General features: G+C 74.0%; 20 protein-coding genes. 5 read left to right on the top strand and 15 right to left on the bottom strand.

What is annotated here, in order from left to right:
- Positions 1 to 162: 162 nt before the first annotated feature.
- The 4 genes from AQJ30_RS21325 to AQJ30_RS21340 all read left to right on the top strand — a co-directional run bounded on the left by AQJ30_RS21325 (position 163) and on the right by AQJ30_RS21340 (position 4,452).
- The gene (locus AQJ30_RS21325) at positions 163 to 1,569 is read left to right on the top strand and encodes a thioester domain-containing protein (RefSeq protein ID WP_067236430.1); all 1,407 of its coding nucleotides are present in this window, start codon (positions 163 to 165) and stop codon (positions 1,567 to 1,569) included.
- A 130-nt stretch (positions 1,570 to 1,699) separates the two neighbouring features.
- A complete protein-coding gene (gene ettA, locus AQJ30_RS21330) occupies positions 1,700 to 3,364 on the top strand; it encodes an energy-dependent translational throttle protein EttA (protein WP_067236433.1) in 1,665 nt (554 codons plus the stop codon).
- Positions 3,365 to 3,370: 6 nt separating this feature from the next.
- A complete protein-coding gene (locus tag AQJ30_RS21335; RefSeq protein ID WP_067236435.1) occupies positions 3,371 to 3,787 on the top strand; it encodes an acyl-CoA thioesterase in 417 nt (138 codons plus the stop codon).
- The gene (locus AQJ30_RS21340; RefSeq protein WP_067236438.1) at positions 3,784 to 4,452 is read left to right on the top strand and encodes a DUF8185 domain-containing protein; all 669 of its coding nucleotides are present in this window, start codon (positions 3,784 to 3,786) and stop codon (positions 4,450 to 4,452) included. Before AQJ30_RS21335 ends, AQJ30_RS21340 begins: the two co-directional genes overlap by 4 nt.
- A gap of 87 nt (positions 4,453 to 4,539) precedes the next feature.
- Here AQJ30_RS21340 and AQJ30_RS21345 read toward each other — a convergent pair whose 3' ends face one another.
- The gene (locus tag AQJ30_RS21345) at positions 4,540 to 4,953 is read right to left on the bottom strand and encodes a globin (RefSeq protein WP_067236440.1); all 414 of its coding nucleotides are present in this window, start codon (positions 4,951 to 4,953) and stop codon (positions 4,540 to 4,542) included.
- A 127-nt stretch (positions 4,954 to 5,080) separates the two neighbouring features.
- Here AQJ30_RS21345 and AQJ30_RS21350 point away from each other — a divergent pair, with 127 nt between their 5' ends.
- A complete protein-coding gene (locus AQJ30_RS21350; protein WP_067236442.1) occupies positions 5,081 to 6,046 on the top strand; it encodes a methyltransferase domain-containing protein in 966 nt (321 codons plus the stop codon).
- A 33-nt stretch (positions 6,047 to 6,079) separates the two neighbouring features.
- Here AQJ30_RS21350 and AQJ30_RS21355 read toward each other — a convergent pair whose 3' ends face one another.
- The 14 genes from AQJ30_RS21355 to AQJ30_RS21420 form a co-directional block, all read right to left on the bottom strand.
- Positions 6,080 to 7,942: an FHA domain-containing protein gene (locus AQJ30_RS21355; RefSeq protein ID WP_067236444.1), complete on the bottom strand. Its 1,863-nt coding sequence runs from the start codon at positions 7,940 to 7,942 to the stop codon at positions 6,080 to 6,082.
- A 48-nt stretch (positions 7,943 to 7,990) separates the two neighbouring features.
- Positions 7,991 to 9,340 carry a vWA domain-containing protein gene (locus tag AQJ30_RS21360; protein WP_067236446.1) on the bottom strand — a complete coding sequence of 450 codons (1,350 nt, stop codon included), beginning with the start codon at positions 9,338 to 9,340 and terminating at the stop codon, positions 7,991 to 7,993.
- A 103-nt stretch (positions 9,341 to 9,443) separates the two neighbouring features.
- Complete coding sequence (locus AQJ30_RS21365) at positions 9,444 to 10,742, bottom strand: PP2C family protein-serine/threonine phosphatase (protein WP_067236449.1); 1,299 nt, start codon at positions 10,740 to 10,742, stop codon at positions 9,444 to 9,446.
- Positions 10,743 to 13,235 (bottom strand): serine/threonine-protein kinase, encoded by a 2,493-nt coding sequence (locus AQJ30_RS21370; protein WP_067236451.1) that lies wholly within the window; start codon positions 13,233 to 13,235, stop codon positions 10,743 to 10,745.
- Positions 13,232 to 14,611 carry a coiled-coil domain-containing protein gene (locus AQJ30_RS21375; protein ID WP_067236455.1) on the bottom strand — a complete coding sequence of 460 codons (1,380 nt, stop codon included), beginning with the start codon at positions 14,609 to 14,611 and terminating at the stop codon, positions 13,232 to 13,234. The genes AQJ30_RS21370 and AQJ30_RS21375 overlap by 4 nt, the downstream gene beginning before the upstream one ends.
- Positions 14,612 to 14,702: 91 nt before the next feature.
- On the bottom strand, positions 14,703 to 15,674 hold the full coding sequence (locus AQJ30_RS21380; protein WP_067236458.1) for a glutamate ABC transporter substrate-binding protein: 972 nt from the start codon (positions 15,672 to 15,674) through the stop codon (positions 14,703 to 14,705).
- A 119-nt stretch (positions 15,675 to 15,793) separates the two neighbouring features.
- Positions 15,794 to 17,155, bottom strand: coding sequence for a hypothetical protein (locus tag AQJ30_RS21385; protein WP_067236603.1), 1,362 nt, complete (start codon positions 17,153 to 17,155; stop codon positions 15,794 to 15,796).
- A 215-nt stretch (positions 17,156 to 17,370) separates the two neighbouring features.
- On the bottom strand, positions 17,371 to 19,557 hold the full coding sequence (gene helR / locus AQJ30_RS21390) for an RNA polymerase recycling motor ATPase HelR (protein WP_245727004.1): 2,187 nt from the start codon (positions 19,555 to 19,557) through the stop codon (positions 17,371 to 17,373).
- A gap of 180 nt (positions 19,558 to 19,737) precedes the next feature.
- On the bottom strand, positions 19,738 to 20,709 hold the full coding sequence (locus AQJ30_RS21395) for an N-acetylglucosamine kinase (protein WP_067236463.1): 972 nt from the start codon (positions 20,707 to 20,709) through the stop codon (positions 19,738 to 19,740).
- The gene (locus AQJ30_RS21400; protein ID WP_067236465.1) at positions 20,700 to 21,965 is read right to left on the bottom strand and encodes a 6-phospho-beta-glucosidase; all 1,266 of its coding nucleotides are present in this window, start codon (positions 21,963 to 21,965) and stop codon (positions 20,700 to 20,702) included. Before AQJ30_RS21400 ends, AQJ30_RS21395 begins: the two co-directional genes overlap by 10 nt.
- Positions 21,966 to 21,972: 7 nt before the next feature.
- Positions 21,973 to 22,866, bottom strand: coding sequence for a carbohydrate ABC transporter permease (locus AQJ30_RS21405; protein ID WP_067236468.1), 894 nt, complete (start codon positions 22,864 to 22,866; stop codon positions 21,973 to 21,975).
- A gap of 3 nt (positions 22,867 to 22,869) precedes the next feature.
- Entirely contained in the window at positions 22,870 to 23,811 is a 942-nt protein-coding gene (locus tag AQJ30_RS21410; RefSeq protein WP_067236472.1) for a carbohydrate ABC transporter permease, read from the bottom strand.
- Positions 23,812 to 23,828: 17 nt separating this feature from the next.
- Entirely contained in the window at positions 23,829 to 25,178 is a 1,350-nt protein-coding gene (locus AQJ30_RS21415; protein ID WP_079084177.1) for an ABC transporter substrate-binding protein, read from the bottom strand.
- 85 nt (positions 25,179 to 25,263) lie between these two features.
- The gene (locus AQJ30_RS21420; protein ID WP_067236473.1) at positions 25,264 to 26,475 is read right to left on the bottom strand and encodes an ROK family transcriptional regulator; all 1,212 of its coding nucleotides are present in this window, start codon (positions 26,473 to 26,475) and stop codon (positions 25,264 to 25,266) included.
- Between the last annotated feature and the right edge of the window lie 76 nt (positions 26,476 to 26,551).

Genomic DNA, 26,551 nt, shown 5'->3' on the forward strand with positions numbered 1-26,551 from the left:
CTTGGCGATAACGATTCCGAGTCGGATCGGCGCGCGGGGTACCTCGCCGGGAGGTGGGGGTCCACGCGTCTCTAGGATGCCGAACGTAGCTCGTGTGGCTTCTGATGCTGCTGGTGGGACCCGGCCCCCCACGTCAACGGGTCCCGCTCGGAGGGGAATTAGGTGCTCTCTTGGTTCTCCGCGCCGTTCGCGCGCGGGCGAGGGGCGGGCCGCAGGCTCGCCGCCGTGGCCGCGGTGTCGGGGCTCGTCGCCGCCGGCGCGCTGACCGCCGCCGGGCCGGCCGCGGCAGACGCGACGGTGCGGAGCCAGAGCGGCGCGACCGCCGCCATGGACGGTCTGAAGACGTACGGCACCGCGGTGGTGCACGGCGCGGAGGGCGACCAGGAGGTCTCGGCAGGCCTGTTCGAGATGTCCGTCGACGGGGGCGGCACGCTCCAGACGTACTGCGTGGACCTGCACAACCCCACGCAGAAGGACGCCCAGTACCACGAGACCCCGTGGAGCGGCACCTCGCTCGCCGCGAACAAGAACGCGGGCCGAGTCCTGTGGATCGTGCAGCACTCCTACCCGCAGGTGAACGACCTGGCGGCGCTCGCGAAGAAGGCGGGCGTGACCGGCGGCCTCACCGAGCAGGACGCGGCGGCCGGCACGCAGGTGGCGATCTGGCGGTACTCCGACGGCGCGGACGTCGACGCGGTGGACCCGCAGGCCGAGCGGCTGGCGGACTACCTGCAGAAGGCGGCCCGCACCGTCCCGGAACCGGCGGCCTCCCTGGCCCTCGACACCTCGGCGGTGTCCGGTCACCGCAGTGAACGCCTGGGCCCGATCACCGTCCGCACGCGGGAGAGCGCCGTCACGGTGGTCCCGCCGGTGGACGCGGCGACGACCGGGGTGCGCGTGGTCGACGAGGCCGGCAAGCCGGTGACCACGGCGGCCAACGGCAGCCGGCTGTTCTTCGACGTCCCCGCGGACGCCCCGGACGGCACGGCCGAACTGACGCTCCAGACGTCCACCACCGTGCCGGTGGGCCGTGCGTTCACCGCCGACAGCCGCAGCCAGACGCAGATCCTGGCGGGCTCCAGCGAGTCGACGGTCTCGGCGACGGCGACCGCGACCTGGGCGGCCCGGGGTGCGATACCGGCCCTGTCGGCGGCGAAGGACTGCACGCACCACGGCCTGGCCGTCACCGCCGCCAACCAGGGCGACGAGGACTTCACCTACTCCCTCATGGGCACGGAGTACACCGTCGCCGCAGGCCAGTCGCGCACGGTGACGATCCCGCTCCAGGAGGACCAGGCGTACGACTTCACGATCGGCACGCAGCGCTTCGCCGGGATCCTCGACTGCCTGACCCGCAGCACGGAGACCGCGACGGCCGACCTGACCACCCAGACCCTCGCGGAACCCAGCCCCGCGACGATCGGCGGCACGACCACGGACACCAACCTCGCCGAGACGGGCGGCACGAGCGCGACCCCCCTGATCGCGGGCACGGCCATAGCCCTGGTGGTGATCGGCGGAGCGGTCCTGGTCCTGCTGGGACGCAGGGAGAACACGGCGGGGGAGTGACAGCCGGGGCCGCCCCGCAGACCCCAGCTCACAGGCCTCGGTCGCTATGCGTTTCCGCGCAGGGGTGGCGGTACGGCAAGATGGGGTGTATCTGCCCACTGCCTGATTTCAAGCTGCCGGACGGTTTCTCTTGGCTGAGTTCATTTACACCATGCGCAAGGCGCGCAAGGCGCACGGCGACAAGGTGATCCTCGACGACGTCACCCTGAGCTTCCTCCCAGGGGCGAAGATCGGCGTCGTCGGCCCGAACGGCGCCGGTAAGTCCACCGTGCTGAAGATCATGGCGGGGCTGGAGCAGCCGTCGAACGGTGACGCGTTCCTCTCGCCCGGTTACAGCGTCGGCATCCTGATGCAGGAGCCGAAGCTCGACGAGAGCAAGACGGTCCTGGAGAACGTCCAGGACGGCGTCGCCGGGATCAAGGGCAAGCTCGACCGCTTCAACGAGATCGCCGAGCTGATGGCGACCGACTACTCCGACGCGCTGCTCGACGAGATGGGCAAGCTGCAGGAGGACCTCGACCACGCCAACGCCTGGGACCTCGACGCCCAGCTCGAGCAGGCCATGGACGCCCTCGGCTGCCCGCCCGGCGACTGGCCCGTCGTGAACCTCTCCGGTGGTGAGAAGCGGCGCGTCGCGCTGTGCAAGCTGCTGCTGGAGGCCCCCGACCTGCTGCTCCTCGACGAGCCCACCAACCACCTCGACGCCGAGTCGGTGAACTGGCTGGAGCAGCACCTGGCCAAGTACGCCGGCACCGTCGTGGCCATCACCCACGACCGGTACTTCCTCGACAACGTCGCCGAGTGGATCCTCGAGCTCGACCGTGGTCGTGCCTACCCGTACGAGGGCAACTACTCCACGTACCTGGAGACCAAGCAGACCCGTCTGAAGGTCGAGGGGCAGAAGGACGCCAAGCGCGCCAAGCGCCTCAAGGAGGAGCTGGAGTGGGTCCGCTCCAACGCCAAGGGGCGGCAGGCCAAGTCCAAGGCGCGTCTGGCCCGCTACGAGGAGATGGCCGCCGAGGCCGAGAAGATGCGGAAGCTGGACTTCGAGGAGATCCAGATCCCGCCGGGCCCGCGGCTGGGCAGCATCGTCGTCGAGGTCAACAACCTCAACAAGGCCTTCGGTGAGAAGGTGCTGATCGACGACCTCTCCTTCACGCTGCCGCGCAACGGCATCGTCGGCGTCATCGGCCCGAACGGCGCGGGCAAGACCACGCTGTTCAAGATGATCCAGGGCCTGGAGACGCCCGACTCCGGCACCATCAAGGTCGGCGAGACCGTCAAGATCTCCTACGTCGACCAGAGCCGCGAGAACATCGACCCCAAGAAGACGCTGTGGGCCGTTGTCTCCGACGAGCTCGACTACATCAACGTCGGCCAGGTCGAGATGCCGTCCCGGGCCTACGTGTCCGCGTTCGGCTTCAAGGGCCCGGACCAGCAGAAGCCGGCCGGTGTGCTCTCCGGCGGTGAGCGCAACCGCCTCAACCTCGCGCTCACCCTCAAGCAGGGCGGCAACCTGCTGCTCCTCGACGAGCCCACCAACGACCTCGACGTCGAGACCCTCTCCAGCCTGGAGAACGCGCTGCTGGAGTTCCCGGGCTGCGCCGTGGTCGTCTCCCACGACCGGTGGTTCCTGGACCGGGTCGCCACGCACATCCTCGCCTACGAGGGTGACTCCAAGTGGTTCTGGTTCGAGGGCAACTTCGAGTCGTACGAGAAGAACAAGGTCGAGCGGCTCGGTCCCGACGCCGCCCGCCCGCACCGGGCCACCTACAAGAAGCTGACCCGGGGCTGATCGGTCTTGCGGCACCTCTACCGCTGCCCGCTGCGCTGGGCGGACATGGACGCGTACGGCCACGTCAACAACGTGGTGTTCCTCCGCTACCTGGAGGAAGCCCGTATCGACTTCCTGTTCCGCCCGGACAAGGACTTCCAGCAGGGGTCCGTGGTGGCGCGCCACGAGATCGACTACAAGCGGCAGCTCGTCCACCGGCACCGCCCGGTGGACATCGAGCTGTGGATCACGGAGATACGCGCCGCGTCCTTCACCATCGCCTACGAGGTGAAGGACGACGACGTGGTCTACGTGCGCGCCTCGACCGTCATCGTGCCGTTCGACTTCACGGCGCAGCGGCCGCGGCGGATCACCGACGAGGAGCGCGCGTTCCTCAAGGAGTACACGGACGACGCCTCCGGCCAGGGGGCCGTCGCCGCATGACCGTGCTGCACCTCGCCGACGAGACGGAGGCGGCCGACCTGGCCGCCTTCCTCTCCCGGCTGCTCCACTACGACCGTTCGGCCGCGGTGCGCCTGCAGGCCGCGGGCACTGCGCTGGCCGTCTTCGGGCGGCCGCCGTCCTTCGAGGTCCTGGCGATCCGCGCGGTGCGGCTGGCCAAGCCGTACGAGGACGGGCTGGACGTCACGCTCGACGTGACCGTCTCGGCCGGTGAGCTGCTGGAGGCCGTCGACGAGGCTGCGGCCACGGCGGGCGTGCCCGACGCGGTCACCGGGCCGCCGTGGGCCGGGCTGCTGCCGCCGCGCTCGGGCTGGCAGCCGGAGGGCGGACTGCCCGGCGCCGACGCCCTGCGGTCCCTGGTGTCGGCCGCGGTCGCGGAATTCCGTTCGCGGACCGAGGAGCTGGCGGCCGAACGGCGTACGCGGGCCGAACTCGACGCCATCGGGCGGGACATCTGGTCCCGGACGGTCGGGGAGACCGGGCTGCCCGTACGGGCCGTGCACGCGGCCCAGTCGCTGGGGTTCCTGCGACCCGGCGGCGGGGCGGCACTGCTCTCCGCCGGGGCATGGCTGCGGCTGCGCACGCCCTACGGGTCCGTCGCCGTGCGGCGGGCGGGGCTCGGGTCGTTCGGGCTCAGCGTGCGCTGAGGCGCTGTCCGAGGTCACGGTCCCGGAGGCCCGGTCGTGGACCGGGCCCGACCGGACCCTGACCGGATTCCGGCACGACGGGACCGGTCAGTCCGGGGTGTTCACCATCGACTTGGCCGCGTACGTCAGGTAGTTCCACAGCGTCGTCTCGTGCTCCTCGGACAGGCCGAGCTCCTCGACGGCGACCCGCATGTGCCGCAGCCACGCGTCGTGCGCGGCCCGGTCGACGGCGAAGGGGGCGTGCCGCATCCGCAGCCGGGGGTGGCCGCGGTTGTCGCTGTAGGTCGTCGGGCCGCCCCAGTACTGCATGAGGAACAGCGCGAAGCGCTCCTCGGCCGGGCCGAGGTCCTCCTCGGGGTACATGGGCCGCAGGACCGGGTCCTCGGCGACGCCCTCGTAGAAACGGTGCACCAGCCGGCGGAAGGTCTCCTCCCCGCCGACCTGCTCGAAGAAGGTCTGCTCCTGAAGCGTGCCGCGCCGAATCTCTTTCACGTCCCCCATGGTCTCAGACGACGGGTCCTAGGACCGAGGCCCTAGGGAGGCCGGCGGGAGGCCGCGCTGGGCCCGGCGCGAGGTGTGGCGGGAAGGCGTACTCGCCGCGGGCCGTCGCGGGCCGCACAGTGGAGGCATGGGTGCGGATGCGGTGGCGGCGCGGGCCGCGCTGGTGCGGGAGATCGAGGCGAGCGGCGCCTTCGCCGCCGACCCGCGCTGGCGGGAGGCGTTCACCGCGGTCCCGCGCCACCTCTTCGTGCCGTACTACTACGTCGCCACGGTCGCCGGCTACGAACGCCGCTGGGGCGAGAACCCCGACCCCGTCGCCCGCGAGCGGTGGCTGCGCGGCGCCTACGAGGACACCCCGCTGGCCACCCGGCTGCGCGACGGCGAGCTGGTCTCCTCCAGCAGCCAGCCCTCGCTCATGGCGCTGATGCTGGCCGAGCTGCGGGTCGAGGACGGCCACCGGGTGCTGGAGATCGGCGCGGGCACCGGCTACAACGCCGCGCTGCTCGCCCACCGGCTCGGCGACGACCGGGTCACCACCGTCGACCTGGACCCGGAGATCACCGAGTCCGCGCGCCGCCACCTGGACGCCGCCGGGTACCACCCCGTCGTCGTCACCGGCGACGGGGCCCGCGGGGTGCCGGAGCGGGCGCCCTTCGACCGGGTGATCGCGACCTGCCAGCTCGGCGCGGTGCCCCGGGCCTGGATCGCCCAGTGCCGGCCGGGGGCCCGGGTGCTCGTGCCGCTGGCCACCGGGCTGATCGCGCTCACCGTCCGGGACGCCGGGCACGCGGAGGGCACGTTCCTGGCCACCGCGGCCTACTTCGTGCCGCTGCGCGGCCAGGGCCGGACCGACCCCGGACCGGTCGCGCTCGGCGGGGTACCGCGCCCGGCACGCGACGACGACCTGTTCCGCTTCCTGGTGACGCTGACCCGGGGCGCTCTCGAACCGCCCGAGGCGTACGCCCTGTGGCGGCGCGAGGGCATGCCCGGACGCTCCCGCTACGGCATCACCGTCGAGGGCGACCGGGCCTGGGCCTGGCTGGACGACCCGGCGGGGCCGTACGCCTGGCCCCTGCCGGAAGGGCGGCCCTGACCGGCGCCGGGGCGCCGGCCGGGAGGGGGCGCGTCAGCCGCGCCGGACCGTGATCGTCGTCCACGCGCCGACGTGCACGCGGTCGCCGTCCTGCAGCGGCACCGGCACGAACGGCTGGATCGGCTCGTCGGAGCCGTTCACCGTGGTGCCGTTCGTCGAGTTCTGGTCGACGACCGCCCAGCCGCCGTCGGGCTGCTGCACCAGCACCGCGTGCTGGTGCGAGACGCCCGGGTCCTCCGGCGGCACCGACAGGTCGATGTCCGGGGTCTCGCCGGTGGAGTGCCGGCGGCGGCCGATGGTGACCTGGTTGCCGCTGAGCGTGCGCTGCTGCTCCGGGGAGTACGCGGGCAGGTTGAGCCCCGCGGCCTCCGGTCCCGAGCGGTGCATCATCGCCATGAAGTACTCGCGGTCCGGACCGATGGTGGCGGTCCAGGTCGCCGGCTGCTGCGGGAACGCCGGGCCGGGCGGGGCCTGGGCCGCGCCCTGCTGCGGGTAGCCGTAGCCACCGCCCTGCGGGCCCGTGCCGGGACCGCCCTGGCCGCCGTGGTGCCCTGGGGCCTGGCCGGACGGCGGGGGGATCACCCAGTCGTCCTCGCCGCCGCCGAAGGGCGGGGCGGAGCGCCGGCCCTCCTGCGGGAACGCGGGCGGGGCCGGGGGAGCGCCGGCCGCCTGGTAGCCCTGGGGGGCACCCGGGTCCGTCGCACCGGGGCCGCCGTGGCCGCCGGGGTCGCCGGGACGGCCGGGGCCGCCGTGCGTCGGCGGGAGGGGGCGCGACGGGTCGGCGCCGAAGCCGGACGGGCCGGGGCCACCGGGCCCACCCGGGCCGCCCTGTCCGGGGGGCGCGCCGAAGGGCTCACGGCCGTAGGGACCGCCGGGGCCACCGGGACCGCCCTGCTGGCCAGGGGTGTCCCGTCCGTACGGTCCGGGAGCACCGCCGGGACCGGAACCGGGGCCGCCGAAACCGCCACCGGGGCCGGTGGGGCCGCCAGGATTGCCGGGACCGCCGGGACCGCCGGGACCGCCGGGGCCACCCGGGCCACCCGGGCCGCCGGAGGGAGCCGACGGCTCGCGGCCGAAGGGGTCGGCGGGCGGACCGGACGGCTCACGGCCGAAACCGGACGGCTCGCGGCCGAAGGGGTCGCCCGACGGGCCCGGGGCCTCACGTCGGAAGGGGTCGCCGGCCGGGCCCGTGGGACCGGACGGGCCCGAGGGAGCGGAGGGCTCCCGTCCGAACGGTCCACCCGGACCCCCGGACGTCGACCCCGGGCCACCGCCGGGCCCGCCGGGACCACCAGGTCCACCGGGACCGCCAGGTCCGCCCTGTCCGCGCTGCCCGCCCGGTTCGCCGCCGAACGGCGGGGCCGGCGGGATCGGCTCGGCCGGCCGGTTCACCTGGGACGGCCGGGAGTGCTGGTAGTCGAAGGAGTCCCGCCCGCCGAACGACTGCGGCGCACCCTGGAACCGCCCACCGGGACCCGCGCCCGGGCCACCAGGACCACCGGGGCCGGGCCCGCCGGGGCCGCCGAAACCGCCACCCGGGCCACCCGGCGCACCCGGGCCGCCCGGTGCGGGCGCCGGCGGGCGCGGGGCGGCCGGGGTGTACGAGGTGGCCGTGTTGGTGAGGAAGTTCCACCGGCACTCCTCGCAGAACGGCGCACCGCCCTCGCGGGGCGTGCGGCACTGCGGGCAGAGCTCCGGCTCGGGGTCGGGCGACAGGGGCCGGCCCGGCTGACCGGGCTGACCCTGGTGGCCGCCCGGCGGGGGCGGCGGGAAGCCGTAGCCGCCACCGGGCGGGGGCGGCGGCGGGGGCGGTGGCACGGCACCGGCCATGCGGTGACCGCAGACCTCGCACCAGTCGTCGGAACCCGACTGGTGTCCGTTCGGGCAGGTCGGCATGTCGGCGCGTCCCCCTCTCCTTCGGTGTCCTGCTTGGGTACGGTCAGGTCACTTCTTTACACGAACAGTCTTGGTGGACCGGGTCTCGAGGGTCATTTCGTCTGCCTCCGCGACCTTCGCCTTCAACCGCACAGTACCTGTCGCGGCATCGACCACGTCCACCACCTTCGCAAGCAGTTTCGCAGTATCCGCGTTCCCGGAAGCGCTTGCCAGCTGAACGGCCCGGCCCAGTTTGGCCGTTGCCCCGTCCCGGTCGCCCGCCTTGCGGAGGTCGAGGCCCTGCTGGATCGTCCTCGCCAGCTCGGCCTGGCCGGTGTAGTGGGCGACCTGCGGGTTCAGGGAGGTGGAGGCGGCCACGTCGTCGGTCCACACGGCCCGGACCAGGCCCTGGGCGCCGAGGCTGCGGGCGCTGTCCGTGCCGGGCTCCGGGACGACCAGGGAGACGCGGGCGGCGAGCATCTCCTGGCCGACGTGGGCGGGCGGGACCTCGACGCACACGTGGTAGTCGCGGGACTCGTCGCCCCAGGAGCCGGTGGGGTAGTCGCCGGAGCGGGGCCCGGACTCGGTGCGGCGGCCGGTCAGGTCCTCGACCGCCGGGGCGACCTGCTTGACGAACCGCACGGTCGTGCCGACCGGGGTCCACAGCCGCAGCGCGACGTCCGCGACCTCCTTGCCCATGGCCGTCTCCATCATCCGCGTGAAGTCGGCGGCCAGGCCCGCCGGATCGGCGACGATGTCGGCGGTGCCGAGCAGCGCGGAGGCGATCCCTGTGACCTCTTTCACCTCCCAGTCGGTGCCCACGCCCCGGGCGTCGCAGGTGAACCGGCCGGCGCAGTCGTCGAGGGCGGCCCGCAGGTCCTGCGGCGACTCGTGCTCGTTGCGGCCGTCGGTGAGCAGGATGCCGTGGCGGATGGCGACGTCGGCCGAGGACAGCAGCCGGTCGGCGAGGCGCAGCCAGGTGCCGATGGCGGTGCCGCCGCCCGCGTGGAGCCGGCGCAGCGCCTGCTTGGCCTGCTCGCGGGTGGAGGCGTCGGCGACCGCGAGGCGCCCGCCGCCGGGGTAGACCTCCTTGGCCACGTGGGTACCGGCGATCACCGCGAAGTGCACGCCGTCGCGCAGGGTGTCCACGGCGGCGGCCGTGGCGTCCCGGGCGTTGCGCATCTTGGCGGGCGGGTAGTCCATGGAGCCCGAGCAGTCGACCATGACCGCCACGGCGGCCGACGGGGCCCGGCCGGGCGTGTACAGGTGCGGTGCGCCGACCGCGCCGCCGACCGTGCCGCCGCCGGTGGCGGTGACCGTGACGATCGCGTTCACCTCGCGCCCGCCCTCGGGCAGGTACTCGTTCTGGTAGACGTCCACCGCGAACTGCGGCACGTTCGGTTTCGAGAGCTTGGCCATGCCCACATCCCCCTTGAAGGCCCCGCGGCGACCGCGGAGTGACGACTCCTCCCGCCCCGGTCCCCTCCGGGGCGGTGAGGTTTCCCCGTTTTGTGCGGGTCGCTCAGGCCGATCCTGCCCCCTGCGGCGGCGCCGGGAACGGGACGACGGCCACTGTTACGTTGTCGTGGCCCCCGCCGTCCAGGGCGTGCCCGACCAGGACCCGGGCGCTGTGCAGGGGGCGTACGGCGGCGTCGCGGGGGACCGCCTCGGCCATCTCCTCGGCGGCCTCGGCGTAGTTCCACAGGCCGTCGGTGCACACCACGACCACGCCGGGCCGGTCCGGCTTGAACGAGGCGGTGTGCGGCTCCAGTTCGTAGGCGTCGGCGCCGAGCCAGCCGGTGATCGCGTGGGCGCGCTCGTCGGCGTAGGCCTCGGCCTCGCTCATCAGGCCGGCGGCGACCATCTGCGCGGCCCAGGAGTCGTCCTCGGTGAGCCGGGCGGCGGGGGAGCGGTCGTCCGGGATCCAGTAGGCGCGGCTGTCGCCGACCCAGCCGACGACCAGCAGGCCGGCACTGACGACGGAGCCGACGAGGGTGCAGGCGGGGGCGTTCTGGTGCGGGGTGTGCTCGCGGGCCGTGGCGGGTTCGGCGGCCAGGGCGTCGACGGCGCGGGCGGCGGCGACGATCGCGTCGTGCATGGCCTGCTGCGGGTGGGTGCCGTGGGCCAGTGCGGCCACCAGCGACTCGCACGCGGTGCGGGAGGCGGCGAGCGAGGCGTCGTCGGGGCGGGTCGCGGAGGACACGCCGTCGCAGACGATCGCCACGGTCGCGTGCGTGCCGTCGGGCAGCGCGGTGCGGCCGAGGGCGAAGGCGTCCTCGTTGCGGTGGTGGCGCAGCCCGCGGTCGCTGACGGCGGCGACCGGGCCGAACTCCTGCTCCAGGTGGTCGCGTTCGCGGGGCTGGGCGTGGCCGCAGTTCTCGCAGTAGCCGTCGCCGTCGACCCGGCCCGCGCGGCAGGCCACGCACACCGGGACGGGTCCGGCACCCGGGGCGGTGTCGGCGGCGACGCGCGGGTCGGGCGCCTGGAGCGGGTACTCGTCCGGCTCGGGCGCCCGGTCGAACCGCACGCCGGGGGCGGCGGCCGCGGGCGCCGGCGGTACGGCAGCGGCGGCGGGCCCGGCGGGCGCCTGCGGGGCCGGTGCGTGGGCGGGCAGGGGCTCGGCCGCGGTGGAAGGCGGGCCCTGGGGGGCGTCCGGGAGCACCGCGCCGTTCATCGCGAGCGTCGGGTGGTCGGGCGGGGGCGGCGGCACGGCGGACAGGTCGTACCCGCACGCGCCGCAGAACCGGTCACCCGACTCCAGCGGCTCGGCACAGCTCGGGCACTTGGACAGCGCGGCCTGGGGGGGCATCTGCGACATCAACTACACCCACGTCCGGGGGCGGTAACGGTTGGCACGTTCCACCAGATCGATCCTCTCCTCACCGCCGGGCGCGAGCCGGGCCAGCGTGCGGTACGAACGCTCCAGTCCGAAGCGCAGGCCCCGCTCGTCCAGGTCGCTGCCGAGCAGCGTGCGCCGGGCGTCCGGGGCGGCGTCGCGGCCACCGGAGAGTATCCAGTCCAGCGCGCTGCCGAGGACTTCGGCGGACAACTGCTCGCGCCGCGTGGGGTCGAGGCCGTGGGCGTCCAGCGCCTCGACCTGGGCCGCCGCGGCGGTGAGGTCCTCCAGGAAGGGTACGTCCCCGGCGGTGGCCGTCCGCTGCCGCAGCCGGGCCCGCACGGCGGCGACCCGGGCGGCGGTGGAGTGGACGGAGGACTCCGGCACCGACTCCAGCGTCCGTACGGCGGCCCGGCGGTCCCCGGCGGCGAGCTGCACGCGCGCGAGGCCGAACGCGGCGCTCACGTGGCTCGGGTCGGTCGCCCAGACCAGCCGGTAGTACTCGGCGGCGTTGTCCAGCTGGTGCAGCAGCTCGGCGCACAGGCCGAGGGCCAGCTTCGGCACGGGTTCGCCCGGGAACGCGTCGTAGATCGCGTCGAAGGCGAGGGCGGCGCCCTCGTGGTCGCCGGTGACCAGCGCGCTCACGCCCCGGTACCAGACGACCCGCCAGTCGTCGGGCCGCTCCTCCTCCAGGGTGGCCAGGGTGGCGAGGGCGTCCTCCAGGTCGCCCTTCTCCAGCCGGGCGCGCACCTGGCGCAGCCGGGTCTCCACGGAGGGCGCGGGCGCCGCCGCGAGCGCGGTGAGCAGCTCGCCCGGCGCGGTGGTCACCAGGCCCGCGAGGAAACCGGCGTTGGGGTCGGCGGGGTCCACGTGCGGCACGGGCAGGGCGAGCGCGGCGGCAGCGGCGTCGACGGGCCGGACCAGCCCGGGCGCCGTACCGGCACCCTGCGGGGAACCCGGCGGCGGGGTGGGGGGCCGTCCGGTCCGGTCGGTCCGGGCGCCCAGCCGGGACACCTCGCCGTCCAGGCGCGGGAACAGCTCCGTGTCGGTCACCCGGGTCTCCGGCCCGAACAGGGTGGACAGCGCGGGGCGCGCCCGCCCCGTCTGCAGCGAGACGACCTCGCGGAGCACACCGGTCAGCTGCTCGGCCATCTCCTGCGCGGAGGCGAACCGCCGGGCCGGGTCGGGGTCGGTGGCGCGCACCAGCAGCCGGTAGAACGACTCGTAGGCGCGGAACACCTCGATGTGGTCGGGGTCGGGCAGCGCGTCCGCGTAGACGGACGTGTAGCCCTGGAAGTCGAAGGTGAGCACGGCGAGGGTGCGGCCGACCGTGTACAGGTCGGACGCCACGGACGGCCCGGCGTCGGCGACCTCGGGCGCCTGGTAGCCCACCGTGCCGTAGATCGCCGACTCGGTGTCGTCCATGCGGCGCACGGCGCCCATGTCGATCAGCTTGAGCTCGTCCTCGGTCTGAATGGCGTTGTCGACCTTGAAGTCGCAGTACAGCAGGTTGCGGCTGTGCAGGTGGCCGAGCGCCTCCAGCGCCTCGATGCCGTAGGCGCAGGCCTGCTCCACGGGCAGCGGGTCGCGCCGGCCGTCGGGCGTGCGGCGGGCGTTGGCGATCTCCTTGAGGGACTTCCCGCCGACGTACTCCATGACGATGTACCCGTCCAGGGACCCCGTCCGCTGGTCGAGGTGCTCGACGAAGTTGTAGATCCGCACGATGTTGGCGTGCTCGATCTCGGCGAGGAAGCGCCGCTCGGAGATCGCGGCGGCCATCGCGTCCTGGTCGCCGGTGTCCAGCAGGCCCTTGAGGACCACCCACCGGTCGGAGACCGCGCGGTCCACGGCGAGGTAGATCCAGCCGAGCCCGCCGTGCGCCAGGCAGCCCACGACCTCGTACTGGCCGTGCACGACGTCGCCGGACTTCAGCTTCGGCACGAACGAGTAGGGGTGGCCGCACTTGGTGCAGAAGCCCTCGGTGCGCCCCCGCTGCTCACCGCGCGAACGGCCCACCGGCGCACCGCAGTCGGAGCGCGAGCAGAACCGCTTGCGTTCGGGCACCTCCGGGTCGTCCAGCACCATCGCGCGCGGGTCGGGGCGCGGCACCTGGGGCACCGAGACCAGCCCGGCGCCGAGCCGCACCCGCCCCGAGGAGCCGGCCGAGGAGCCGGAGCTGCGCACCGACACCGACCGGCCGGTCGAGGTGCCCGAGAGCTCGCGCGACAGGCGGCCCGACACCGAGCGCCGCGACCGCGACGACTGCGAGGCCGTGCGCGCGGAGCGGGCCGAGCGCGCACTGCCGCTGTCCGGGCCACCCCTGCCGGCGCCGACGTGCGTGGGCGCGGAGCCGCCGGGACCGCTGCCGGAGACCACCGGGGCGAGCCCGCAGGTGCCGCAGTACAGCTCGCCGCCGCCCATGTCCTCGTACGACCCGTCGCAGCCCGGTCGCTGGCACGGCCGCCCTGCCTGACTCATGGCGTCTGCTCCCCCCTGCCGTCGTGGCCGTTCTGGCCGTCGTGGCTGCCCCGGCCGTCGTACGGCCGGTCCTGCGGGCCGCCCTGGCCGGGCACCCGCGAGGTGCCGAGCAGTTCGGCGGCGGCCTGCTGGAAGCGCAGCACGGCCTGCTCGGCGACGCGCAGGTCGCACGGCGCGCTCCACAGCATGCGGCGCGCCGCGTCGTACCGCTCGACCAGGAACGGGTCCTCCGCCAGGCCGTGCCGGGCCACCTTCGCCTTGTACGCGTCGAGGCGGCCGCGCAGCTCCGCGCGGACCGCGAGCGGCGCGGTGACCGCGGTCAACGACTCACGGGCGCGCAGCAGTTCGTCCTCGGCCTTCTCCTCCAGGGACTCCAGGAGCGGGGACAGCCGGTGCCACTGGCCCTGCCGGCGGTACTCGGCGGCGGTCGCCAGCTGCTCCTGGAGCGCGGTGGGCGGGCCGCTGACCACCGGCACCTCCGTGGCGGCGATCTTCGCCAGCACCTCGCCGCGCGCGGTGCGCGCCTCGGCGAGCGTGCGGTCGGCGCGGGAGAGCACGTCGCGCAGCCGCACCAGCCGCTTCTCCGCGTCCTGACGCACCGTCAGTACCGCGTCGATCTCCCGGCGCACGTCCTCGAGGGCCCGCGCCTCCCGGTCGTACACCGTGGTGTCGGGCCGGCCGCCGCCCGGGGCCGAACTGCCCTGCGCGGGCACCCAGAAGGCCAGCGGGTCGGAGATGACGCGGGCGCGCAGCGCGGTCAGCGTGCGGGTGATGCGCTCCAGGTCGTCGCCCGACGGGTGCTCGCCCGGGCGCACGCCGACGGAGTGCGCGAGCTGCCGGGTGCGCTGGAGCTCTGCGGCCAGTAAATCGATCCGCGCGGGGAGCGCCGACCACACCGAGTCGGCGGCGACGACCACGTCCAGCGAGGACGCGTACAGCTCGTTCATCCGCTCCACCAGCGCGGCCAGCGTGAAGCGGTGGCTGAGCCTGCCGGTGCCGTGCAGCGTGGGCGCGTGCGCGAGGGCGGTCGCGGAGTCGGCGATCGTGACGCTCTCGCCGCGCAGCAGCTCGGTCAGCTCCACCAGGTCCTCGCGGCTGGACCAGCGGCGCCGCGAGCGGATCCCCCGGGCGGTGCGCAGCGCGTCCGCGTAGGCGTCGAAGTACGTCCACAGCAGCGTGATCGACGCCTCCGTGGCCGTCCAGCGCTCGGCGGTGACGCCGGTGAGCTCGGCGCCCTCGAGGAGTCTGCGGCCCGCGTGGTCCTGGAGGGCCAGCAGCGAGGTCTCGATCGCCTCGTGCTCCTGGCCGAGCCGCGCCAGCGCACGGTCCACCTCGTCCCGGTCCATCACCGGCCCGGCGGGGTCCGTGACGCCCATCGATCACCTCTCGCTGCTGTGTGTGCCCTCGTGTACGTCCTGGCCGTGCCCCGGTCCCGCCCGGTCGCCCCCGCCCTCCTCCGTGGTGCCGTCAGCTCGTGCGCCGGTACGTGGGCGCCGGCGGCCGGGACGCCGCCGCGTCTGTCCCCAGTGTGGCCGACAGCCAGGTGTCGTACGACGCCTGCCAGCCGCTCGCGCGGTACTGCACCAGGATCTGATTGACCCGGCGTACCAGATCGTCCGCGTCCTTCTTCATCGCCACGCCGTAGTACTCGGTCGTGAACGGCGCGCCCTTGAGCGTGACCGTCGGGTCCTGGGCGGCCTGGCTGGCGGCGAGCGCGCCGTCGGTCACCACCGCGTCCGCCTCGCCGAGTTGGAGGCGTACCAGGCAGTCCAGCTGGTTGGGCACGGTGAGGGAGATGTCCGTGGACGCGGGCAGCCGGCCCGTCCCGCGGTCCTCCGTCAGGCGGGAGTTGGCGGTCGAACCGGCCGCCGAGCACACCTTCTGGTGCGCCAGTGAGGCGTCGTAACCGGTGATCGCCGACGACCGGGGCGCGAGCACCTGCTGCCCGGTCCGGAAGTACGGCGCGGAGAACGCCACTTCGTCCAGCCGGGAGCAGGTGATGGTCATGGTGCGCACCACCATGTCGACCCGGCCCTCCTGGATCGCCGGGACGCGCTGGTTGGTGGGGATCGCCTTGAACTGGACGGCGTCGGGGTCGCCGAGGATGTCCTGGGCGATCCGGTGGACCAGGTCGATGTCGAAACCCTCCAGCTCCGCACGGGCGTTGTTGGGGTTGCGGTAGCCCCAGCGGTAGCTGTTCTGGTCGACGCCCACGACCAGTTTGCGCTTCTCGCCCCGGCGGGCCTTGATGGCGCTGATCGTCGGACCGTCGGCACCGGACGGCGCGAGGGTCTGCTGCTCCGGCGCGGTGCAGTGCTCGTCGGCGGCCGCGCTGCCCCGGCCGCTGCCCCCGCCGTCCCGGCCGGGGCCGTCGCCGTGCGCCCCGGCCCGCGGCAGCAGCAGCACGAACGCCAGCGCGAGCACGCAGGCGACCGCCATCGCGCCGACCCCGCCCCAGCCGCGCGGGAGGCGACGGCGCGGCCCCGTCCGGCCGGCGGCGCCGTCCGCCCCGGACCGTCCGCGTCGCGTACGTATCCCTGCGATCACTGCGCCCCCTCTCACCGGTACTCCGACAGCCGGCGCCCGATGCCGACGACCGCGCCCGCGGCCGCGAGGACGGCGAGCACGGCGGCACCGGCCGGCAGACCGGTCATGGCGTCCCGGCCGTCGCCGGCCGCCCGCAGGAACTGGCGCTGCTCGTGGGCGAGCGCCTGGTCGAGGTGGTCGTCGACACTGTCGAAGCACTCGCCGGTCGACCCCTTGGCGCCGATCACCAGCGCCAGCGCCTGCTGGTAGTTGCCGTTGTCGTCCTGGTCGCGGGCGGCGGTGTGCCGCTTGCGCCACTCGGTCATGTTGCCCTCGGCCGCGGTGACCGGCTGCCGGCCCGCGCGGTCGTCGGCCAGGTCGGCGGCCCGGTCCAGGCCCTTGGCGAGGACGGCCATGTCGGCGGTGAAGTCGTGGTCGTAGCGGTCGACGGTCCGTTCCTCGCCGTCCGCGGTCACCTTCACCGTCTCGGCGCCGCGGGCCACCAGGGTCAGGTTCTCGTTGCCGCGGGCCTTCAGGGAGGCGACGCGGGCGTCGTGCAGGACGTTCAGCGAGCGGACGCCGTGGTCGTAGGAGTCGTCCAGGCCCGCGCGGGCGACACCGTGCCCGACGACCAGCCAGAGCAGGACGATGCCGGTGGCCGCCGTCGCCGCGACCAGGCCGTGGTTGAGCACCCGGTTCGTGCGGCGGTAGGTGCGGTGCTGGGCCCAGGCCAGCGCGGCCAGCGCGAGGACGCCGAGCGCGATCGCCGCCCACGGGTAGGGCGTGGCGTCCGCGTAGTCGTCCTCCAGCCGCTGGTTCTCCTTCTGGTACAGGTCTTCCGCGGCCGGGAGCATCTCCTGCTGCATCTTCTGGTTGGCGTAGCGCAGGTAGGCGCCGCCGACCGGGAAGCCCTGCCGGTTGTAGGTGCGGGCGCGCTCGACCAGGCCCTTGTACTCCGGCAGCAGGGTGTTGAGCCGGGTGATCGACGCGGCCGCGGGGGAGCCGGGGTCGGAGCTCTCCGCGGCGGTGACGAGGCCGGCCGCCGCGGTGTCGATGTCCCGTTCGTAGCGCTCGCGGGTCCCGGCGCTCTCCTGGCCGCCCGACAGGAAGCCGCTGGAGGCGGCCGTGTTGGCGTCCGCGAGGGAGCGGTAGATGTCGGCCGCCGCCGAGCTGAGCGGCTGGCTCTTGTGCAGCACGTCGTCGGCGGCGGCCGCGCGGTCGGTGGTCTGCCAGGCGGCGACGGAGCCGAAGGCGAGCACCAGCAGGGCGAGCAGCGCGCCGATGACGCGCAGCCGGCCCGGCTCGGTGGTGGCGGCCGCCCGCAGCCGGTCCAGGCCCTCGGCGAACGCCGTACGGCGGGGCGGCGGCGGGGCCGCGGTGATCGTCGGCGTCATGGCCACTGCCTGACCTCCCCCATGGTCATCTCCCGCGGCAAGTATCGCTGCCGCGACCGGCGGTGCGAACCCCGCTTCACGGGATCTTGGTGCGATCCCGGCCCCCCTGTCCATGAATACGCGGAGAACGGGGGTTCGGTTCCTGGGGGATGGAGGGGGAGGGGGAGGGAGGCCGGGGGGCGGCCCGCGCACCGGCCTGGTGGGCGGGCCGCCCGTCAGGGGCTGGTCAGGACCACCAGCCGCTGGGTGGCCCGGGTCATCGCCACGTAGTGGTCCACCGCGCCCCGCACGCCCCCGCCGAACCGCTGCGGGTCCACGAGGACCACGAGGTCGAACTCGAGCCCCTTGGACAGCTCGGGGGTGAGCGAGCGCACCCGGGCCGTCTCCCGGAACGCCGGGTCGCCGATCACGCACGCCACGCCCTCGTCGTGGTCGGCGAGCCAGGCGTCGAGCACCGCGTCCCGCTCGGCCACGGGGGCGTGCAGCACCGGAACGCCGGTGCGGCGCACGGACATCGGCACGTTGGCGTCCGGCAGCGTGGCCCGGATGACGGGCTCGGCCTCCTCCATGACCTCCTGCGGCGTGCGGTAGTTGATGCCGAGGGAGGCCACCTCGACCCGGTCGAGCCCGACCCGCGCCAGCCGTTCCCGCCACGACTCGGTGAACCCCTGCCGGGCCTGCGCCCGGTCGCCGACCACGGTGAAGCTCCCGGACGGACAGCGCAGCCGCAGCATCTGCCACTCGGCGTCGGTCAGTTCCTGTGCCTCGTCCACCACGACGTGCGCGAACGGGCCCGCCAGCAGGTCGGGTTCGGCGACCGGCGGCCCGTCCACCGGGACCAGGCTGTTCTGCAGGTCCTGCCCGGTCAGCATGGTCATCAGCATGGAGTGCCAGTCGTCGTCGGCGCGGACCAGGTTCTCGGTGACCTGCGCCCGGTACGCGCGCTCGGCGGCGGCCTCGGCCTCCCGTCGGCGCCGGCGCCGGGACGCGCGCGGGTCGCCGAGCCGCTGCCGGGCCGCGTCCAGCAGCGGCAGGTCGGACACCGTCCACGCCTGCGGCTCGGCCCGCTGGAGCCGCCGCACCTCCTCGCGGGACAGCCAGGGCGCGCACAGCCGCAGGTACGCGGGCACCGACCACAGGTCCCCGACGAGGTCGGCCGCCTCCAGCAGTGGCCAGGCCCGGCCGAGGGCCCCGGTCAGCTCCCCGTCGGCCGCGAGGGCCCGGCGGAAGTGCTGCGGCGGGACGTCGCCGCGGTAGCGGTCGTACAGGATCTCGACCAGCTTGTCCCACACCTGGTCGCGCCCCTCGTTGTGCGGGGTGCCCGGCTCGGGCGCGTCGAACGCCTCGGCCCAGTCCGCGGCGTCCAGCCGCAGTTCGTGCCGGTCGACGGTGACCGTCAGCGGCTCGGTGGGCGCCTCCTCGTAGAATGCGACCGCCTTCTCGATCGCCCGCACCAGGTCCGCGGACGCCTTCAGCCGGGCCACCTCCGGGTCGCCCTCCTCCGTCGCGGCGGCGCCCTCGGGCACCAGGTCCCGCAGCAGGCAGGTCTGCACGCCCTCCTCGCCGAGGCTGGGCAGCACGTCGGAGACGTACGTCAGGTACGGCCGGTGCGGGCCGACGAAGAGCACCCCGCCCCTGCGGTGCCCGAGGCGCGGGTCGGAGTAGAGCAGGTGGGCGGTGCGGTGCAGGGCGACGACGGTCTTGCCCGTGCCGGGGCCGCCGTCGACGACGAGGGTGCCGCGGGACCCGGCCCGGATGATGGCGTCCTGGTCGGCCTGGATGGTGGCCAGCACGTCCCGCATGCGCTCGGAGCGGTGGCCGCCCAGGCTCGCGACGAACGCCGACTGGTCGTCCAGCGCGGCGCGTCCGTCCAGGCCGTCGGCGGTGAACACCTCGTCCCAGTAGTCGGTGATCCGGCCGTCGGTCCAGCGGTACCGGCGGCGGCTGGCCAGGCCCATGGGCCGGGCGTGGGTGGCCGCGAAGAACGGTTCGGCCGCCGGGGAGCGCCAGTCGATCAGCAGCCGGCGGCCGTGGCCGTCGGTCAGGCCGAGCCGTCCGACGTACAGCGGCTCGTCGGGCCGGTCCGCCGGGACCATGCGGCCCAGGCACAGGTCGAGGCCGAAGCGGCGCAGGGTGCGCAGCCGGGCGCTGAGCCGGTGCACCTCCAGGTCGCGGTCCATCGCCTGCTGGCCGCTGCCGCCGGGGTTGCGCAGCTCGGCCCCGAGCTGCTCCGACAGCTCGGCGATCGTCTCCTCCAGGCTCCGGGCGACGTCCGCGAAGTGCCGCTCGTCAGCGGCGATCAGCGCCGGGTCGGCCTTGGCGGAGAGCCGGCCGGGCAGGTCGAACGGGCTCCGCCCCGGCTGGTGCGGGTGGTCCGACCGTTCCGACACAAGCGCGCACACGTCGTGAGTCCCTCATTTCCGCAGATTCTGGCCGGATCCGGCCCCAAGACCTGCGATTGTGCGGTACGAGGGGGGCCTTGCCGCAAGCCCCCCGGTGCGCTATAGGTTGAGAGTGGCGAGGAGTCGGTGACACTCCTCGCTTTTCTTGTCCGTCGCTCCGCTTCCGTCACTTCGCTTCCGTCACTCCGTGAAGTGCGCCCGCAGCCGCTCCTGCGTCCGGGCGTCGGCCCCCACCCGGTCCAGGCCCAGCAGGGCGGCGCCCAGCACCGGGCGGGCCCGCACCACGCGCGCCGTCGCCTTCGGGGCGCGGGCCGCCAGCCGCTCGCGTATCCCGTCGTCCAGCTGTGCGTGGCCGGCGGTCAGGACGCCCCCGCCCAGCAGGACCGGGGCCTCCTCCGCCAGCAGGTCCAGGCGGGTGAGGGCCACCGTCGCCAGGGCGACCACCTCCTCGGCCAGGCGGTCGACGATGCCCCGGGCGACCGCGTCCCCGGCGGCGGCCGTCGCGAACAGCACCGGCGTGAGCTCGTGGCGCCGGTGCGGCGCGAGGCGCTCCAGGTGCAGCGCCTCGATCAGGTCGTACATCGTGCCCAGCCCGAAGTACGCGGGCAGGGTGCGCGCCAGGTCGGTGGGCGCGCCCCGGCCGTCCTCCGCGCGCGCCGCGCTCCACAGGGCCTCCTCGGCGAGGCCCCAGCCGCCGCCCCAGTCGCCGGAGATGCGCCCGATGGCGGGGAAGCGGGCCGTGCGGCCGTCGGGGCGCATGCCGACGCAGTTGATGCCGGCGCCGCACACCACGGCCACCCCGCGCGGCTCGGCCACGCCGGCCCGCAGGATCGCGAAGGTGTCGTTGCGGACCTCGACGGTGTCGCCCCACGCGCACGCGTGCAGCGCGGCGGCCAGCTGCTCCTCCTCGACCGGCAGGTCCGCGTTGGCCAGGCACGCCGACACGTGCGCGACCGCGTCCACGCCGGCCGCCTCGTACGCGCGCGTGACGGTCGCGGCCAGCGCCCCGACGGCCGCGGCGACGCCCACGGCGGGCGGCCGGAAGCCGCCGCCGCGGGCCGTGGCCAGGACCTGTCCGTCGGCCGCCACCACCGCGACGTCGGTCTTGCTGTTGCCCGCGTCGATGGCGAGGACGCTTGCGGTCAGGCCCACGCGAGGTGCTCCCGGTTGTGTGCGATCAGTTCGTCGGCGAGGCGGTCGGCGTACGCGTGCTGCCCGATCAGCGGGTGCGCGAGCAGCGCGCGGACCACCCGGTCGCGCCCGCCGCGCAGCGCCGCCTCCAGCGCCAGGTCCTCGTACGCGGTCACGTGCGCCATCAGGCCCGCGTACAGCGGGTCCACGCGGGGCACGGGCAGCGGGGAGGCGCCCTGCGCGCCGACGGCGGCCTGCACCTCGACCACCGCGTCCGCGGGCAGGAAGGGCAGCGTGCCGTGGTTGTAGGTGTTCACCACCTGGTAGGGGCTGCCGCCCCCGCCGAGCAGGGCCGCCGCCAGGTCCACGGCCGCCTCCGAGTAGAAGGCCCCGCCGCGCCGCGCCAGCAGCTCCGGCTTCTCGTCCAGCGCGGGGTCGCCGTACATCTCCAGCAGCTCCCGCTCCATGGCGGCCACTTCGGCGGCCCGGGGCGGCTTGGTGCGCTGCTCCTCGACGACCTCGTCGTGGGCGTAGAAGTAGCGCAGGTAGTACGACGGGACGACGCCGAGCCGGTCGAGCAGCGACCGGGGCAGACGCAGGTCGGCCGCGATCGCCCCGGCGTGGCCGGCCAGCAGCTTGGGCAGCACGTCCTCGCCCTCCGGGCCGCCGAGGCGCACGCCCGTCTCCCACGTCAGGTGGTTCAGGCCCACGTGGTCCAGGTGCACCTGCGCCGGGGCCACCCCGAGCAGCGCCGCGAACTTGCGCTGGAAGCCGATGGCCACGTTGCACAGCCCGACCGAGCGGTGGCCCGCCTTCAGCAGGGCCCGGGTGACGATGCCCACCGGGTTGGTGAAGTCGATGATCCAGGCCCGCGGGTTGGTGCGGCGGACCCGCTCGGCGATGTCGAGGACGACCGGGACCGTGCGCAGCGCCTTGGCGAGGCCGCCCGCGCCGGTGGTCTCCTGTCCGACGCAGCCGCACTCCAGGGGCCAGGTCTCGTCCTGTTCCCGGGCGGCCTGGCCGCCGACGCGCAGTTGCAGCAGCACGGCGTCGGCGCCGTCCACGCCCGCGTCCAGGTCGGTCGTGGTGACGATCCGGCCGGCGTGGCCCTGCTTGGCGAAGATGCGCCGGGCCAGGCCGCCGACCAGTTCGAGCCGGTCGGCGGCCGGGTCGACCAGCACGAGTTCCTCGACGGGCAGGGTGTCCCTGAGGCGGGCGAAGCCGTCGACGAGTTCGGGGGTGTAGGTCGAGCCTCCGCCGACCACGGTGAGTTTCATGTCCGGATCAACCCTTCACTCCGGTCAGCGTGACACCCTCGACGAACGCCTTCTGCGCGAAGAAGAACACGAGGATCACGGGGGCCATGACCAGCACGGTGGCGGCCATGGTGAGGTTCCAGTCGGTGTGGTGCATGCCCTTGAAGGACTCCAGGCCGTAGGACAGCGTCCAGGCGCCGGGGTTCTCCGAGGCGTAGATCTGCGGCCCGAAGTAGTCGTTCCAGGCGTAGAAGAACTGGAACAGGGCCACCGCGGCGATGCCGGGCTTCGCCATCGGGACGATCACCCGCAGCAGGGTGCGCAGGTCGCCGCAGCCGTCGACCCGGGCCGCGTCGACGTACTCGTTGGGGATGGTCGTCAGGAACTGCCGCAGCAGGAAGATGGAGAACGCGTCGCCGAACGCCATCGGCACGATCAGCGGCCACAGCGTGCCCGACAGGTCCAGCTGCTTGGCCCAGAACAGGTACATCGGGATGACGACCACCTGCGGCGGCAGCATCATCATCGAGATGACCAGCATCAGCGCCAGGTTGCGGCCGCGGAAGCGGAACTTGGCGAGCGCGTACGCCACCGGCAGCGAGGAGACGACCGTGAGGACGGTCCCCAGCCCCGCGTACAGCAGGGTGTTGCGCCACCAGGTCAGGAAGCCCGGGGTGTCCAGCACGCGCCGGTAGTTGTCCCACTCCCACGGGTGCGGGAGCAGGTCGCGGCTGAGCGCCTGGCTGTCGCTCATCAGCGAGGTCAGCAGGACGAACACGAACGGCAGCGTGAAGAACAGCGCGGCCGCCACGCCCAGCGCGTGCACGGCGATCCACTCCAGCAGCGCCCTGCGCCGTGCGGTGCGCCGCGCGTCGGGCGCCGGGGTGGCCGACGCGACGGGTTTGTCCAGTACGTGGGTCATGCGTCAGTCACCTGCCTGGATGAGCCCGCCCCGGCGCCGCATCAGCAACGCGGTGAACGCCATCGACAGGGCGAAGAGGACCAGGGCCACCACGCACGCCGAGCCGTAGTCGAAGCGCTGGAAGCCGAGGTTGTAGACGAGCTGGGGGAGGGTGAGCGTGGAGTGCTCCGGGTAGCCGGGCTCGAACATGGTGCCCGCGCCCTGGATGACCCCCGAGGCGACCTTCCCGGCCACCAGGGGCTGCGTGTAGTACTGCATGGTCTGGATCACGCCCGTGACCACGGCGAACATCACGATCGGCGAGATGTTCGGCAGCGTCACGTAGCGGAACCGCTGCCACGCCGAGGCCCCGTCCAGCTCGGCGGCCTCGTACTGCTCCTTCGGCACGTCGAGCAGCGCGGCCATGAAGATGACCATGAGGTCGCCGATGCCCCACAGGGCGAGCAGGGTCAGCGCCGGCTTGGACCAGGCGGGGTCGTTGAACCAGCCCGGCGCCGGCACACCGACCTTCTCCAGAAGGGAGTTGACCGGCCCGGTCCCCGGATTGAGCAGGAAGGCGAAGGCCATGGTGGCCGCCACCGGCGGGGCGAGGTAGGGCAGGTAGAACAGCGTGCGGAAGACGCCGGTGCCGGTCCTGATCCGGGTGATCAGCAGGCCCACGCCCAGGCCGAACAGCACCCGCAGCGTGACCATCACCAGGACCAGCCAGAGCGTGTTGCGCAGGGCCGGCCAGAAGAAGGGGTAGTGCTCGAAGACGTAGGTCCAGTTCTTCGTCCCGCTCCACGTGGGCGGCCGGAAGCCGTCGTAGTGCATGAACGAGAAGTAGACGGTCGACAGGAGCGGGTAGGCGAAGAAGACCGCGAAGCCGATCAGCCAGGGCGACAGGAAGGCGATCGTCCGCAGGGCCGCGCGGCGGCGCTTGGCGGCGAGGGTGACGGTGCTCATGGCGGTGGGCCCCCGGGCTACTTCGCCTGCGCGATGTCCGTGTCGATCTGCGCGGCGGCCTTCTTCAGGCCGGCCCGCAGGTCGGTGACCTTGCCGCTCTCGTAGTCGTAGCCGAGCTGCTGGATCGTGGTGAGGTAGACACCGCCGTTGACGGTCGCGGGGGACGTCGTGGAGTGCGGGTTCGCCGCGATGTCCAGGAACGTCTTGAAGCGCGGGTCGTACGTCAGGTCCGGGGACTTCAGGGCGGCGAGCGTGGACGGCACGTTGTGGATGGCGTTGGAGAAGTCGACCACCGCGCCCGTGTCGGTGGTCATGTACTTCACCAGCTCCCAGGCCGCGTTCTGCTTGTGGCTGGTGGCCGCGATGCCCGCGATGGTGCCGGTGATGTAGCCCTTGCCGTACTCGTCGGCCCGGTCGTCCGGGACGGGCAGCGGGGCGACGCCGATCTCGAAGCCGGGCTTGGCCTCCTCGGCCATGCCCAGCCGCCACTCGCCGTCGAGCTGCATGGCGACCTGGCCGGTGTGGAAGGGGTGCTTGGGTCCCCACTCGTCGCCGAGCCCGGAGCGGAACTTCTCCAGCTTCCTGAATCCGCCGAGCGAGTCGACGAGGTTCTTCTGCATCGTGAAGGCGGCGGCCACGGCCGGGTCGGTGGCGAGGGTCGACTTGCCGTCCTGGTCGAAGTAGGTGGGCGAGAACTGGCCCAGGTAGTGCTCGGTGGTGCTCTCCCAGCCGTGGTAGTTCGGCATGAAGCCGAGCTGCTTGAAGCCGTCGCCCTGCGGGACCGTCAGCTTCTTGGCGTCGGCCGCGAACTCCGACCAGGTCTTCGGCGGCGCGGCGATGCCGGCCTTACGGAACGCCGTCTTGTTGTAGTAGAGGCCGTAGGCGTCGCCCAGCAGCGGGACGGTGCAGCGGTTGCCGTCGTACTGGGTGTACTCGTTCATCGCCTTCGGGAACGTCGTCCCCGGGTCGATCTTCGCCTTCTCGAAGAAGGGGTTCAGGTCGACCAGCGCGCCGGAGGAGCAGAACTTGCCCACGTTGTTGGTGGTGAACGAGGAGATCACGTCGGGCGCCTTGCTGCCGCCCGCGCGCAGCGCCTGGTTGATCTTGTCGTCGGTCATGTTGCCGACGACGGTCACGTGGATGTTGGGGTGGGTCTTCTCGAAGCCGGCGACCAGGTTCTTGACGGCCTCCACCTCGTTCGGCGCGCTCCAGGCGTGCCAGAAGGTGAGGGTCGTCTCCTTCGAGGCGTCGTCGTCGGCGCCGGCCGACGACTGGCCGGTGCAGGCGGTGGCGCACAGGGCCAGGGCCGTGACGGCACTCAGGGCGAAGGCCGCTTTCCGGGCGGCTCGGGGCAGGGTTCGGGGCATGGCGGGACCTCCCGGTGACGGGCGAGGGCGATGGAAGAAGAGCGGGGGGAAGGCGGGTGCGGGGGGCTGAGGGGCCGGTGACGGGTCAGCGCGAGGTGTCGAAGACCTCGTCCCGGGTGGCCGCCAGCGCGCTCTCCAGCGCGCCGCGCAGCACGGGGTGTTCCTGGACGTCGCCGACGACGAGTTTCGGCCGGGACGCGGCCAGTTCCTCCAGTTCGGCCTGGACGAGGGCGCGCAGCACCTCGCCGCCGGCGGTCAGCGCGGCGCCGGACAGGACGACGAGTTCGGGGTCGAGGACGGAGACCAGCGAGGCCAGACCGGTCGCCAGCCGGGTCGCGTAGGTCCGCAGCAGCTGCCGGTGCGCGTCGCTGTCCTCCGCGGCGGCGCGGGCCACCAGGGCGGCCGCCGCCTCGGCGTACGGCCCGGACGGCACGTCGGCCAGGCCGAGTTCGCGGGCCAGCCGGGGCAGCGCCTGGGAGCCGGCCAGCTCCTGGTAGCCGCCGCTGTTGGCCTTGGTGACGTGCCGGACCAGCGGGGCGCCCGGGACCGGCAGGAAGCCCACCTCGCCCGCGCCGCCGGTCCAGCCGCGGTGCAGCCGGCCGCCGAGGACCAGGGCGGCGCCGAGGCCCTCCTGGTTCCACAGCAGGACGAAGTCCTCGTGGCCGCGGGCCGCGCCGAGCCGCTGCTCGGCGAGGGCGACCAGGTTGACGTCGTTCTCGTACTCCACCGGCACCGGCAGGGCCGCCGCCAGCTCGTCCAGCAGGCTGGGGGAGTGCCAGCCCGGCAGGTGCGAGGCGTAGCGCAGCCGGCCCGTGCCCGGGTCGAACGCGCCGGGCGTGCCCACCACGATCCGGCGCACGTCGTCCCGGGCGAGCCCGGCGGCCTTCACCGCGCCGTCGAGCGCGTCGGTGACCTGCCGTACGACGGACCCGGCGGCGCGCCGGCCCGGGGTGGGCACCTCGTGGGTGGCCACCGTGCGCCCGGTGATGTCGGCGACGGCGGCCAGCACCCGGCCGGGGGTGACGTCGAGTCCGGCGACGTGGGCGGCGGCCGGGTTGACCTCGTACAGCTGGGCGCTGGGGCCCGGCCGGCCCTCGCTGGTGCCGGTCGCCAGGACCAGCCCGGCGGCCTCCAGCCGGGCCAGCAGCTGGGAGGCGGTCGGCTTGGACAGGCCGGTGAGCTTGCCGATCCGGGTGCGCGACAGCGGTCCGTGCTCCAGCAGGAGGTCCAGGGCGGCACGGTCGTTCATGGCGCGCAGGACGCGCGGGGTGCCCGGCGTACCGGCGGTTCCTGCCATGGGTCTCGACACCTGCCTCTCCGGCCGCCCAGCTTCCCAGCGAGCCGGTCGTACCGTCCAGTCGTGATCACCGGCC

It is taken from the genome of Streptomyces longwoodensis (assembly GCF_001514125.1).
GTDB lineage: Bacteria > Actinomycetota > Actinomycetes > Streptomycetales > Streptomycetaceae > Streptomyces > Streptomyces longwoodensis.

Excerpts from the sequence above, each read along its gene's own strand:
- AQJ30_RS21360 (WP_067236446.1), bottom strand. The coding sequence starts at position 9,340 with ATGGCCAAGCTCTCGAAACCGAACGTGCCGCAGTTCGCGGTGGACGTC.
- AQJ30_RS21370 (WP_067236451.1), bottom strand. The coding sequence starts at position 13,235 with ATGAGTCAGGCAGGGCGGCCGTGCCAGCGACCGGGCTGCGACGGGTCG.
- AQJ30_RS21355 (WP_067236444.1), bottom strand. The coding sequence starts at position 7,942 with ATGCCGACCTGCCCGAACGGACACCAGTCGGGTTCCGACGACTGGTGC.
- AQJ30_RS21405 (WP_067236468.1), bottom strand. The coding sequence starts at position 22,866 with ATGACCCACGTACTGGACAAACCCGTCGCGTCGGCCACCCCGGCGCCC.
- AQJ30_RS21345 (WP_067236440.1), bottom strand. The coding sequence starts at position 4,953 with ATGGGGGACGTGAAAGAGATTCGGCGCGGCACGCTTCAGGAGCAGACC.
- AQJ30_RS21420 (WP_067236473.1), bottom strand. The coding sequence starts at position 26,475 with ATGGCAGGAACCGCCGGTACGCCGGGCACCCCGCGCGTCCTGCGCGCC.
- AQJ30_RS21350 (WP_067236442.1), top strand. The coding sequence starts at position 5,081 with ATGGGTGCGGATGCGGTGGCGGCGCGGGCCGCGCTGGTGCGGGAGATC.
- AQJ30_RS21410 (WP_067236472.1), bottom strand. The coding sequence starts at position 23,811 with ATGAGCACCGTCACCCTCGCCGCCAAGCGCCGCCGCGCGGCCCTGCGG.
- AQJ30_RS21375 (WP_067236455.1), bottom strand. The coding sequence starts at position 14,611 with ATGGGCGTCACGGACCCCGCCGGGCCGGTGATGGACCGGGACGAGGTG.
- AQJ30_RS21385 (WP_067236603.1), bottom strand. The coding sequence starts at position 17,155 with ATGACGCCGACGATCACCGCGGCCCCGCCGCCGCCCCGCCGTACGGCG.
- AQJ30_RS21340 (WP_067236438.1), top strand. The coding sequence starts at position 3,784 with ATGACCGTGCTGCACCTCGCCGACGAGACGGAGGCGGCCGACCTGGCC.
- AQJ30_RS21380 (WP_067236458.1), bottom strand. The coding sequence starts at position 15,674 with ATGGCGGTCGCCTGCGTGCTCGCGCTGGCGTTCGTGCTGCTGCTGCCG.
- AQJ30_RS21400 (WP_067236465.1), bottom strand. The coding sequence starts at position 21,965 with ATGAAACTCACCGTGGTCGGCGGAGGCTCGACCTACACCCCCGAACTC.
- AQJ30_RS21415 (WP_079084177.1), bottom strand. The coding sequence starts at position 25,178 with ATGCCCCGAACCCTGCCCCGAGCCGCCCGGAAAGCGGCCTTCGCCCTG.